This window comes from Actinoplanes sp. CA-030573, from assembly GCF_050951115.1.
Lineage (GTDB): Bacteria > Actinomycetota > Actinomycetes > Mycobacteriales > Micromonosporaceae > Actinoplanes.
The window spans coordinates 1,110,626-1,122,410 of record NZ_CP192038.1; the positions used below are offsets into that span (position 1 = coordinate 1,110,626).

The following is an 11,785-nucleotide window of genomic DNA, read 5'->3' on the forward strand; positions in this document are numbered from 1 at the left end:
GTCACGCGGCCTGACTGGCCGGTGGGCTCATGATGGTCTCGTACTCGATAGGGGTCAACCGGGACAGGCTTCGTTGGCGTCGCCGGCGGTGGTAGGTCCGTTCGATCCAGGTCACGATCGCGGTCCTCAATGCTTGTCTGGTGGGCCAGGTCCCGCGATCGAGGACGTTGTTCTGTAGTAGGCCGAAGAAGGATTCCATGGCGGCGTTGTCGCCGGCGGCGCCGACGCGGCCCATTGATCCGATCATGTGGTGACGGTGCAGTTCGAGGACGAGTTTCCGGCTGCGAAACTGCGACCCGCGGTCGGTGTGCAGCACGCAACCGGCCACCTCACCGCGGCGGGCGACGGCGTTGCGCAGGGCATTGACCGCCAGCCTAGATTTCATCCGCGAGTCGATGGAGTAGCCGACGATCCGGTTCGACCACACGTCCTTGATCGCGCACAGGTAGAGCTTGCCCTCAAGCGTGCGGTGTTCGGTGATGTCGGCCAGCCATAGCTGGTTCGGCCCGTCGGCGGTGAAGTCACGTTTGACGAGGTCGTCATGCACGGGTGGGCCCGGCCTGCCACCTTTGCCGCGCCGCCGCTTGCGGCTGAACGCGCTCCACCAGCCCATACCGGAGCAGATCCTCCAGGCGGTGCGCTCGACCATCGGCTGCCCGGCGGCGCGGGCCTCGTCGGCCAGGAACCGGTAGCCGAACTCCGGGTCGTCACGGTGGGCGTCGAACAACGCGTCCGCCCGGTACGCCTCGGCCCGCTCGGCGTCGGTGACCGGGCGGGCAAGCCACCGGTAGTAGGGCTGTCGAGCAATGGTCAGCACCCGGCACGTCACCGCGACGGGGATCCCGTCGGCGGCCAGCTCGCTCACGAGCGGGTAGAGCCTTTTCCCGGCAGATTCGCCTGCGACAGATACGCCGCAGCCCGGCGCAGGACCTCGTTCTCCTGCTCGAGGAGCTTGATCCGCTTACGCGCTTCGCGCAGCTCAGCGGAATCACTGCGGCTCACGCCGGGCTCGGCGCCGGCGTCGATGTCAGCCTGACGCAGCCACTTGAACAACGTCATCGGGTGGACCCCGAAGTCCTTCGCGATCTGCTCCACCGTCACGCCAGGATCGCGGCCTTGAGCGATCCGCACGACGTCGTCGCGGAACTCGCGGGGGTAGGGCTTGGGCACAGCAACATCCTTCCAGCCCGCCGTCACGGCAAGCCATCTCAGATGTCACCTATTGGTGCAGCAGACCCAGGTCTCGGCGATGTGGCTTTCGACCTGGACACCTGGCCAGGACTACCCACATTCCTCGAAGTCGAAGGGCCGGACGAAGCGGCCGTGCGAGGCGCTGCGGAAGCTCTGGAACTCGATTTCGCCAACGCCAGCTTTGGCAGCGTGGACGAGGTCTACCTCGCTGTCCTCGACCGCGACATCCTGGCCGAGGACAGGTTGACGTTCGCCCAGCCGCGCTAGGTGGCTTCGCCGACGTAGCCGGCGGCCTGGAGGGTGAACAGCTCCGCGTAGCGGCCGCCGGCCGCCATCAGCTCGGCGTGCGTGCCCTCCTCGATCAGGCGTCCCTCGTGCAGGACGAAGATGCGGTCGGCGTGGATGACGTTGGCCAGCCGGTGGGTGATCAGGATCGTGGTCTTGCGGCCCTGGCGCTCGCGCAACGCCTGGAACAGGGTGTCCTCGGCGCGCGGGTCCAGGGCCGAGGACGGCTCGTCGGTGACCAGCAGCTCGGCGTCGCGGTAGATGCCGCGGGCGGCGGCCAGCCGCTGCCACTGGCCGCCGGAGAGGTCCTGGCCGTCCTTGAACGTGCGGTCGAGCAGCGTCTGGTAGCCGTGTGGGAGGGCCAGGATCGTCTCGTGGGCGGCGGCCCGGGCTGCGGCGCCCTCGATGCGAGCCTGCTCGGCGCCGACGGTCAGGTCGCCCATCGCGATGTTGGTGGCCGCCGTGTACGGCCATTTGTGGTGCTCCTGCAGCACCACGGCCACCCGGGACAGCAGCGACTCCTGGTCCCACTCGCCCAGCGGCCGGCCGTTCCAGGTGATCGAGCCCTCGGTCGGCGCGCGCAGTCCGGCGATCATCGCGGCCAAGGTCGACTTGCCCGAGCCGTTCTCGCCGACGAAGGCCACCGTCTGCCCGGCCGTGATGGTCATGCTCACCTCGTCGACCGCCCGGTCGTCGCGGTCCGGGTAGCGCAGGCTCACGTTCCTGATCGCCACCTCGCGCAGTACCGGCGCGCTGGGCCGCCCGGGCAGCGACGGCGGCAGGAACGTGCGGGCCCGGTCGAGGAAGTCGGTGTAGCCCTTGAAGAACTGGCCGTCGGTGTAGATGTGGTCGAGCTGGAACGTCACCGTCGACAGTGCCCGCTGGGCGGCCTGCACGGCGACGACACAGGTCACGGCGGCCGACAGCGGAATGCGGCCGTCCCACAGCAGCAGGCCGAGCAGCACCCAGACGCCGCCCAGGCCGAGGCCGCTGATCACCGCGCCGACGCTGGTCGTGGTGGTGACCCGCTTGGCCAGGGCCAGATCCTCGGTGGTCTGGGCGTCCATCACCATGTCGTACTGGCCGAGCAGGAAACCGCGCAGACCGTACGACCGCAGCTCGGGCGCCGAATCGCGCTCGGCCATCTGCCGCTGCAGCACCCACAGGCGGCGCCGGCGGACCGAGCCGTTGAGATATGACGCGTACCGCAGATGTCCCGCCCGCACCGCCGCGTAGCCGTTCGGCAGCGTCGCCACCACCAGCGCGATCAGCAGCAGCGGATTGATCACCACGACCGCCACCGCCACCGCGAGCAGGTTCACCAGGCCGGCCAGCATGTTGGTCATGCCCTGCACCAGCCCGATCGCCGCGTCGCTGCCCCGGGTGGCGCGCTCCATGTCATCGGCGAACGCGTCCTGGTCGAAGGCGCCGAGCTCGACCGCGGTGGTGGCCTCGAAGAGACGCCGCTCGGCGGCCTGGTTGACCCGGGGCGTGAGGCCGTTCTGCGCGTAGCCGACCGCGATGCCGAGCGCCCCGCGGATCGCCGTCACCACCGTAAGCAGCGCCAGCGCGGGCAGCGCGGCCCGCACCCGCTCCGGGGTCGGCCCGCCGGCGAACAGCTCCACGAGCAGCCGCTGCGTCGAGAGCAGCCCGAACGTCGACATGACACCGCCGCCCACGGTCGCCAGCACCACCAGCAGGGTGCGCAGCCGGTCGGCCTGCCAGCTGATCACCGCGGCCTGCTTGAGCAGCACCGGCTGCTCGGCGAAGACACCGAGGACGCCGGTCGACGCCCGCTGCCTTAGGCCGTGCTCCCACCAGGCGTTGCGCAGCTCGGGCAGGGTGAACTCCACCGCCGGGGGACGAGCCTGTTCCGGTACGTCCTTCGTCTTCGTGCCCACCCGCGGCATCCCCTCTCCGTGACCGACACATAGGGGTACCGGGCCGCGAACGCCCCCGCGGGCGCGGCACGCAGAACCCACCGGTATTCCATCCGATCGGGCCCGGGTGTGCAGCCGTCGATTTGACAGCCTTCGATCGGTTTGGTCGGCTGAGTTGGTCCCCACCCCGTCTGTGGGTGGGGGGTGAGTTAAGCAGCAGGGTGTGACAAGTTTGGCCGTTGTGCACAGGGCCGCGCTGGTTGGTCGACCCCACCCCGTCATTGGGTGGGGTGAGTTGAGCAGCTCGGTACGGCAACTTTCCGTCGTTGTCCACAGGCGGATTCCGGTGCGGATAGCGGCAGATTCCCCGGTCAGCCCGTGTCTCCCGGGATGGCTTCGCCACGGGGGCAGTCGTGTGCCGGCGGTCGGCTGCGAGTTGGCGTGCGGGCGTTCGGCCGCGGGGCGGCGTGCGGGCGGCTTTGACACCGGGCCGTCGGGGCAGAGGTCGGATGCGACCAATCAAACGAGGTTTACGCCCCCACATGCCACCGCAACGGCTCACCCGGAATCTCGGATCCGCAGGGCCGGTCGCCGGACCGAACCGGTCGGAGATGCGGCCGGCCGGCGCCACGGTGACGACCGCGCCGGCGCCGAGCGGAGCGACCACCAGGCCGGGCGGCGGCGACTATCCACACCTGGCCCAGCTGCTGGCGAACGGCCGGGATCGGGGCGCTGGCTGCTCACGGGGTTCGAGGCCGAGCTTCGGTGAGGTCGCGCAGCTGGTGACGGCCGGCGACGCCGAGCTTCGGGTACGAGCGGTACAGATGTGAGGCGACCGTGCGCGGGGACAGGAACAGCCGGTCGGCGATCTCGGCGTTGGTCAGCCCGCGGCCGGCCAGCAGGACGATCTCGCGCTGCTGGGCGGTCAGGTCGGCGAGCGCGTCGGGCGCGACCCGCTCGGAGACGCCGCACGCGCGCAGTTCGGTCTCGGCGCGCCGGACCCACGGGGTCGCGCGCAGGCTCTGGAACGTCTCGAGGGCGGCCGCCAGCACCGGCTTGGCGTCGTTGATGCGGCGCTGGCGGCGCAGCCATTCGCCGTGGTCGAGGCGCAGCTGTGCCTGTTCGAACGGCCATTGCGACCCGTCCGGCGCGCTCGCGAAGAAGGCCGGGTCGACGAGCAGGCCGCGGGCACGGGCGGCGATCTGGCGCATCCGGGGGTTGGCGACCGCCATCATCTCCAGCGCGCGACCGAGCGGCGCCGGGCGCTCGACGCGCGCCGCGGCCGCCGCCAGATCCGCGACGGCCAAATAGGAGACGCGGTGGTGCAAAGGCTCGCCGTCACCGGTGAAAAGGTGACTCAATTGGGCGTACGCGAGGGGGAAGTTGCCTTGTGAGTAGGCGACCAACCCGGCGGCATGCCGCACCCGGGCCGCAGCCGACCGATACACCGTCGGGTCGGCGGTCAGGGGTGCGAGCTGCTCGAAGTCGCCGCGCAGGATGCCGATGAAGGCGGTCGTCAGATGGGCCGAGGCGACCACCGGACCAAGCCCGTAGGCCGCGCCTACCTCGCGCCCCTCCCGGGCGACGGCCAGCGCCTCGTCCCACCGGCCGCTGTCGACGCACGCCCACATCAGCGACGACATCGCGCCGCCGCTGCCGCCCCGCATGCCGGGCGCCCGCAGCCGGTCGAGCTCGTCGCGCAGCAGCCGGACCGCCAGGTCGCTCTGGTCGAGCAGCCAGGCCGCCGAGCCCGCCAGCACCGGATGGGTGACCGGCTCGGTGATCTGCCCGTCCACGCCGGGCGGCTCGGTGCAGGCCCGGATCCAGAGCCTGCGCTCGGCCGACGGGGTCGGCATCCGGTCGAGCGTGCGCAGCACGGCGGCCCGTTCGTCGCTGGATCCGGCCTGGTAGGCGACGGTGGCGGCGAACGAGAGCGAGTTCCAGGCGGTCTCCGGCGACTCGGCCTCCTCGGCCACCGCGAGCAGCGCGGCGAACCCGGCGGCGTGGTGGCCGGACCAGATCTGCGCCCAGCCGCTTCGCTGCCGGGCGGCGAGATGCTGCTCGAGCGTGGCGTTGCTTCGCAGCACGCGGTCGGCGAGGTCGCGCACCCAGTCGGCCTGGCCGGTGGCCTGGGCCAGAGCGGCGGCGGCGAGCAGGCGGCGAACCTGGTCGGCGGCGGCCGGGCTGAGCTCGGCGGCGCGTTCGAGGGCGCGGGCGGCCGCGGCGGCGCCGCCCCGCCGCTAGGCCTGGGCGGCGGTCCGTTCGAGCAGGGCGGCGACGCCCTCGTCCGGCTCGAGTGCGGCGGCGGCCCGGTGCCACGCGCGGCGGTCGGGCTGGTCGTGCAGGGCCTCGGCGACGCGCAGGTGGACGGCGGCCCGCTCGGCGAACGGCACCGCGTGGTAGACGGCGGCGCGGACCAAGGGATGGGTGAACTGCGGGCCGGCGCCGTCGATCCGGACCAGGCCGGCCTTCTCCGCCGGGGCGAGGGTGGCGGCGGTGACGCCCGGGACGCGGGCTCCGTCGGCCACTGCGGCGAGCAGGAGATCTTCCCGTACGACGGAAGGAAGGTCCTGGAATGTCGCCGCCATGATCGCGGTGAGCCGGTCGGTCAGGGGGAGCGGCTCGGACGCCAGATGGTGGCCGTGCCGCACCACCTTGGACAGCTCGGTCAGTGCCAGCGGGTTGCCCGCCGCCTGGGCGAGAATCTGGGCGCGGGCCTGTCCCCGGGGCGGGTGCGGCTGCTGGTCGAGCAGGCGGGTCGAGTCCTCGCTGGTCAACGGCTGCAGAACCGTCGTTGCGAAGTCCGTCGGCAGTTTCGTGCGGCCGGCCAGGATCAACGTGACGGGCTCGTCGAGCAGGCGGTGGGCCGCGAAAATCACCGTGTTAAGGGAAGCTTGGTCGAGCCACTGACAATCGTCCAGGACGACCAGTAACCGGTGTTCTTCCGATATCTGCGACAATACGGTCAGGAGGGCCAGGCCGGTCAGGAGCGCGTCGGGGGGTACGGGGTCGTCGGTCAGTCCGAAGGCTCCGCGCAGGGCGTGTGCCTGCCGGGCGGGCAGGTCGTCGAGGCGGTCCAGGACCGGGCGCAGCAGCTGGTGAAGGCCGGCGAAGGCGAGGTCCTTCTCGGACTCGCGGCCGGTGCTCGACAGGACGGTGAGGCGCTGCTCCCGGGCCCGCGCGATCACCTGGCCGAGCAGGATCGTCTTTCCCATCCCCGGCTCGCCCGCTAGCACGTGTACGTGGCTCTCGGCCGGCGGCGGGTCGACGAGCCGGCAGAGGTCCGACGTCTCCGCGTCTCGCAACGGCACCAGTGCAGTAAACATGCGGATACCCCCGGCTCAGCCCCGCTGGCCAGCATGGACGGTGAGCTTGTACCGAGGGAAGGGGATCATCATGAACATTGTCCTCGTGCACGGCGCGTGGGCCGACGGATCGTGCTGGAGCGACGTCATCGCGCGACTGCAGGCGGACGGGCACCGGGTGACCGCGCCGCAGTTCCCGCTCACGTCGCTGGCCGACGACGTCGCCCGGCTGCGGCACGTGCTGGAGGCGCAGGACGGCCCGACGGTGGTGGCCGGCCACTCGTACGGCGGTCAGATCATCACCGCGCTCGGCACCGACGCCCCCAACGCGGCCGCCCTGGTCTACATCGCCGCGTTCGGCCTCGACGAGGGCGAGGCGTTGGGGGCGTTGCTCAGCCAGGGACCGACCCCGCCCGCGCTCGAGCACCTGGTCACCGACAAGCAGGGCTTCATCTGGCTACCCGAGACCGACTTCGTGGGCCACTTCGCCGCCGACGTCGACCCGGTCCGCGCCCGCGTGCTCCACGCCGTCCAGCAGCCCGTCGCCGGCTCCGCCTTCGGCGACGTGATGGGCGTGCCGTCCTGGCGGTCGCTGCCCACCTGGTACCTGGTGGCCGCCCACGACGAGGCCATCCCGCCCGCCGCCGAGCGCCAGTTCGCCAACCGCATGGGCGCGACGACGGTCGAGGCCGACGCCGGCCACCTGGCGATGGTCACCCACCCGGCCGAGGTCGCCGACCTCATCACCGCCGCCACCAGCGGCTGATGCCCAGCGACGGTGCGGACCGCGGCGACCGGTGCGGGCTCAGCGCTCGTCGCCCGCCAAGCGCCCCTCCTCGTGGGACCGGAGCTGCTGCTCCACCCGCTCGGCGATCGTGCGGCCGGCGATCGAGTCGGCGCCCATCGTCGCGGTGATGATGTCGCGGGACTGCTCCGCCGCCTTGCGCCGGGCCTTGCCGAAAGCGCTCATCATCGCGCGGGAGACGGCCTCGGGAGCGAAGCGGTGGATGCGGTCGCTCAGATGTACGTCGAGCAGGACGCCGTTCGCGTCGATGGTGACCCGGGCCAGGCCGTTGTCGTCCTCGGCCGTGACCCGCAGGTCGCCCAGGCGGGCGCTCATGGCCTGGGTGTCGGCGGCCATCTTGTCGACACGGCCCTTCCAGTTCTGCAAGTACGCCATCGACGCGTCCGGGTCGAGGAACCCGCCCCCGCTCAAATCAGTCATCGTCGAATTCTAGTGAGACGCCGGGTGATCTGGGTGGCCGGCGCGGGCCGCGCGAAGTGGTAGCCCTGGCCGTTGTCGCAGGACAGGTCGCGCAGCAGGGTCTCCTGGGCGGCCGACTCGATGCCCTCGGCGGTCACCGTGAGGCCGAGCGCGTGGCACAGGGCGATCGTGTGGCGCAGCACCTCGGTGGCGGCCGGGCCGCCGGCGTCGGTCATGAACTCGGCGGCGAGCTTGACGTTGGCCACCGGCAGCCACGACAGGGTGGCGAGACTCGAGTAACCGGTCCCGAAATCGTCGAGCGCCAGCCGTACGCCCAAGTTGTTGATCTGTTGCAGCGTCTCGTAGCCCGGCTCGAGCGCCGTGCTCTCGGTGATCTCGAGCTGGAGGTTCTCGGCCGGAAGGCCGGACCGGAGCAGGATGTCCGAGACGTCGGCCGCGAAGGTCGGTTCGCCGAGCTGCAGCGGTGAGAGGTTCACGCTGATCAGCAGGTCGTGCCCGGCCCGGCGCCACGCCGCGCCCTGGCGGCAGGCCTGCGCGAGCAGCGTGCGGCCCAGCGGGCGGATGAGCCCGGTGTGCTCGGCCGGCGTGATGAAGTCGCGCGGGCCGAGCGGCGGGGAGCCGTCCGGTCGCTGCCAGCGGGCGAGCGCCTCGACGCCGATGATCGCCCGGTCGCTCAGCCGGTAGAGCGGCTGGTAGTAGGCCAGGAACTCGCCGTTCTCGAGGGCGGACGGCAGGGCGGCGGCCAGGCGATGCCGGCGGCGCTCGTCCTCGGCCCGGGACGGCTCTAAGACGGCGTGGTCGTGCCGGTCGCGCCGGGCCCAGCCGAGCGCCAGGCGGGCGTCGCGCAGCCACTGGTCGGGGCTGGTGCCGGCGGTGCGGCCCTCGGCGATCCCCGCGGTCGCGTGCACCCGTAGCGAATGCCCGTCCAGCGGGAACGGCGCCTGCAGCGTGCGGCGGGCCTGGTCGGCCAGCTTGATCACCTCGTCCGGCCCGGCGGTCGGGCCGGCGACCAGCGCGAACTGGCCGTCGCCGAAGTGCGCCAGGAAGCTGCCGGAGAGCTGCCGCAACCGGTGGGCGACGGCGGTGAGCAGCTTGCCCGCGTTGTCGTGCCCGAGCGTGTCGGCCAGCTCCGGGAAGCGGTCGACGGCGAGCAGGCAGAGGCCGAGCCGCGGCGACTCCGGCGTCTCGAGGTGCCGGCGCAGGCTCTGCTCGTTGGGCAGGCCGGTGACCGGGTCGTGCAGCAGCGCGTGCTGGAGGCGCTGCTGGAGGTCGGTCTGCACCCGACGCCAATGGATCTTCTCCGACCGGTTCATCTGCTCGGCCGCCTCGACCGCGGCGTCGCGCTGGGCGGTGACGAACCCGGTGGTCAGATGCTCGAGCAACTGCAGCACGCGGTGCGGGTCACTCGCGGCCGCGGCGGGGAGACGTTCGGCCAGCAGCCGTACGCTCATCCCGATCACGGGTGGGGCGGACATCCGCAGATCGACCAGCTCGGCGCCGATCCGCCGGCCCTTTGCCGGGTCGAAGGGCTCGGCGCGCAGAGCCGCGACCATTTCCTCGATCAGGTCATGCAGGGCGGCGCGGGCCTTGGCACGCACGCCGGGGACGAAGCCGGCGCTGGTGATGCCGCGCAGCCAGTCCTGGGCGAGGTCGGCCCCCATCGCGTCTTTCCTCCCCGGCCGCCCTCCCAAGTGACGGCCGCCGAATTATGCCCATTCACGTCCGGCGCGGGCCATTCTTGCCTCGGTGGCCGTCATGCGCTAAAGGTCATGATCGCCACGCTTCGTCGTACTGATCCGGTCAATGTGGATACGCACGGTGACCGATGCGCCGGTTGCGTGCACTTCGCGTAAGAAACGGCATACCGGCGATCAACGCTTGCGGGCCACCGCGGCCAGCGCCGTCGGCTGCGGGGGCTCGCCGGCCTCGTCCGGATCGGGGTGCCAGCCGGTCGCGGGCGTGACGCCCGGGGGCACGATCTCGAAGTCGCTGCCGATCAGCGCGGCCACCTCGTCGGCGTCGCGGATCGTGAGCGGGGTGGGCGTCCGCTCGTACAACTTGCGGACCTGTTCCTGAAGTGCGCGCCCCTCCGGCGTGGCGTCGGGTCCGGCGTGCGAGACGACCAGGTAGCTGCCGGAGACCAGTGCGTCGCCGAGCCGCTTCATGATCGCCGCGGGACCGGCCGAGTCGGGGACGAAGTGCAGGACGGCGACGGTGAGGATCGCGACCGGCTCGGAGAAGTCGAGCAGCCGCAGCACATCCGGGTGGTTGAGGATGGTCTCCGGGTCGCGCAGATCGGCCTCGATCACCTGCGCGTACGGGTTTCCCTCGAGCAGGCTCCGGCTCTGCTGCACGGCGATCGGGTCGATGTCGACGTACATGACGCGGGCGTCGGGGTTGGCCTCCTGGGCGACCTCGTGCACGTTGCCGAGCGTGGGAATGCCCGAGCCGATGTCGAGGAACTGCCGCACGCCCTGCGCGGCCACCCATCGCACGGCCCGCCCGAGGAACGCCCGGTTGGCCCGCGCGGCCGCCGCCGCCCCGGGGAAGGCGCTCTCGGCCCGATGCCAGAACTCCCGGTCGACCGCGAAGTTGTGCACCCCGCCGAGCGCGTAGTCGTAGACGCGCGACGCGTCCGGCACCGTGATGTCCACGCCCTCGGGCACCCAGCCGTATGCCTCACCCACGGTCCGCTCCTCCCCGTCGTCCTCCGATCATTCAAGTCGCTGAATCGCCCGAGGGCCACCCCGAGGTCCGGTGTGGACGGAGGTCTCTCCGGTAGTTTCGGCGGATGCCTTCCATCCGGCCCATCGCGCTGGCGGTTCCCCGCCGCGGCGACGACCTGCTGGTCTTCGAGTACTACGACCCGACCAAGGACCAGACTTTCTATCGGCCGCTGGGCGGCGGCATCGAGTTCGGCGAGACGGCCGCGACGGCAGTCGCCCGGGAGCTGCGCGAAGAGCTCGGGGCGGAGCTGGCCGACATCGAGCGGCTCGGCGTGCTCGAGAACATCTTCCACGGGATGGGCCGGGACGGGCACGAGATCGCCTTCATCTTCGGCTGCCGGCTCACCGATTCGTCCTTCTACGAGCGGGACGTCGTCGGCGAGGTGCTGGACGACGCCGGCACGAAGGTGCTGTGGCGGCCGCTGAGCGGTTTCGGCGCCGGGTCGCCGCTCTATCCCGACGGGCTCGCCGACCTCCTGCGGGGTGTCACAGGCGGCGCATCACGGTGACGACCTTGCCGAGGATGACGGCGTGGTTGCCGGGGATGACGTCGTAGGCCGGGTTGCGGGGGACCAGGTCGATCTGGCTGCCGGTGCGGCGGAACACCTTGACGGTCGCCTCGCCCTCGAGCATCGCCGCCACGATGTCGCCGTTCTCGGCGGTGGGCTGCTGGCGCACGACGACCACGTCGCCGTCGCAGATGGCGGCCTCGATCATCGAGTCGCCCTTGACCCGGAGCGCGAACAGCGTGCCCCGGCCGACCATGCTGAGCGGCAGGGTCAGCTCGTCCTCGACCTGCTCGTCGGCGAGGATCGGCGCGCCGGCCGCGATCGCGCCCAGCAGCGGGACGCGTACGTCATCGGTGTGCTTTTCCTCGGTCTTCTCGGTGGTGTCGTCGAGGAGCGCGACGGCGCGCGAGCCCCGGGCATCGCGCCGCAGGTGGCCGCGCTCCTCGAGGACGGTGAGCTGATGGGCGACCGAGGACGGCGACGCGAGACCGACGGCGGACGCGATCTCGCGCATGGTGGGTGGATAACCGTGCCGGTCGGACCAGTCACGGATCATCGTGAGGATCTGTCGCTGGCGTGCGGTGAGCTCCGGCGAAGGGGAAGCCATGCCGTGACGATACTACATTTCTCGATCATTTGTACTAACCGAGTTCGATCGGGAGAC

General features: G+C 71.5%; 11 protein-coding genes. 3 read left to right on the forward strand and 8 right to left on the reverse strand.

From position 1 onward, the window contains the following. Position 1: 1 nt before the first annotated feature. Positions 2-1,170 (reverse strand): IS3 family transposase gene (locus ACQP2F_RS05110; protein ID WP_433294327.1). Its coding sequence is split into 2 segments (ribosomal slippage): positions 2-883 and positions 886-1,170, totalling 1,167 coding nucleotides; the frame shifts between segments, so codons are not numbered across the junction. Between the two features lie 81 nt (positions 1,171-1,251). Here ACQP2F_RS05110 and ACQP2F_RS05115 point away from each other — a divergent pair. Continuing rightward, positions 1,252-1,458, forward strand: coding sequence for a hypothetical protein (locus ACQP2F_RS05115; RefSeq protein ID WP_433301100.1), 207 nt, complete (start codon positions 1,252-1,254; stop codon positions 1,456-1,458). On the opposite strand, the gene ACQP2F_RS05120 is transcribed toward ACQP2F_RS05115, so the two are convergent. The 3 genes from ACQP2F_RS05120 to ACQP2F_RS05130 all read right to left on the reverse strand — a co-directional run bounded on the left by ACQP2F_RS05120 (position 1,455) and on the right by ACQP2F_RS05130 (position 6,682). Beyond that, entirely contained in the window at positions 1,455-3,386 is a 1,932-nt protein-coding gene (locus ACQP2F_RS05120; protein WP_433301102.1) for an ABC transporter ATP-binding protein, read from the reverse strand. The genes ACQP2F_RS05115 and ACQP2F_RS05120 overlap by 4 nt on opposite strands. 710 nt (positions 3,387-4,096) lie before the next feature. Next, positions 4,097-5,464, reverse strand: a complete 1,368-nt coding sequence (locus ACQP2F_RS05125) for a response regulator transcription factor (protein ID WP_433301104.1) — start codon at positions 5,462-5,464, stop codon at positions 4,097-4,099. Positions 5,465-5,596: 132 nt separating this feature from the next. After that, positions 5,597-6,682 carry an AAA family ATPase gene (locus ACQP2F_RS05130; RefSeq protein WP_433301106.1) on the reverse strand — a complete coding sequence of 362 codons (1,086 nt, stop codon included), beginning with the start codon at positions 6,680-6,682 and terminating at the stop codon, positions 5,597-5,599. Positions 6,683-6,752: 70 nt separating this feature from the next. On the opposite strand from ACQP2F_RS05130, the gene ACQP2F_RS05135 reads away from it, so the two are divergent. Further along, the gene (locus ACQP2F_RS05135; RefSeq protein ID WP_433301107.1) at positions 6,753-7,427 is read left to right on the forward strand and encodes an alpha/beta fold hydrolase; all 675 of its coding nucleotides are present in this window, start codon (positions 6,753-6,755) and stop codon (positions 7,425-7,427) included. 39 nt (positions 7,428-7,466) lie between these two features. Here the strand turns inward: ACQP2F_RS05135 and ACQP2F_RS05140 are convergent, their stop codons facing one another. The 3 genes from ACQP2F_RS05140 to ACQP2F_RS05150 form a co-directional block, all read right to left on the reverse strand. Beyond that, positions 7,467-7,886 (reverse strand): YbaB/EbfC family nucleoid-associated protein, encoded by a 420-nt coding sequence (locus ACQP2F_RS05140; RefSeq protein ID WP_433301109.1) that lies wholly within the window; start codon positions 7,884-7,886, stop codon positions 7,467-7,469. Further along, complete coding sequence (locus ACQP2F_RS05145; RefSeq protein ID WP_433301111.1) at positions 7,883-9,547, reverse strand: putative bifunctional diguanylate cyclase/phosphodiesterase; 1,665 nt, start codon at positions 9,545-9,547, stop codon at positions 7,883-7,885. The genes ACQP2F_RS05140 and ACQP2F_RS05145 overlap by 4 nt, the downstream gene beginning before the upstream one ends. Positions 9,548-9,757: 210 nt before the next feature. Further along, entirely contained in the window at positions 9,758-10,573 is an 816-nt protein-coding gene (locus ACQP2F_RS05150; protein WP_433301113.1) for an SAM-dependent methyltransferase, read from the reverse strand. A gap of 104 nt (positions 10,574-10,677) precedes the next feature. On the opposite strand from ACQP2F_RS05150, the gene ACQP2F_RS05155 reads away from it, so the two are divergent. Beyond that, positions 10,678-11,121, forward strand: coding sequence for an NUDIX hydrolase (locus tag ACQP2F_RS05155; RefSeq protein ID WP_433301115.1), 444 nt, complete (start codon positions 10,678-10,680; stop codon positions 11,119-11,121). Here the strand turns inward: ACQP2F_RS05155 and lexA are convergent. Continuing rightward, entirely contained in the window at positions 11,099-11,728 is a 630-nt protein-coding gene (gene lexA / locus ACQP2F_RS05160) for a transcriptional repressor LexA (protein ID WP_433301117.1), read from the reverse strand. The two genes, ACQP2F_RS05155 and lexA, sit on opposite strands and share 23 nt — an antisense overlap. Between the last annotated feature and the right edge of the window lie 57 nt (positions 11,729-11,785).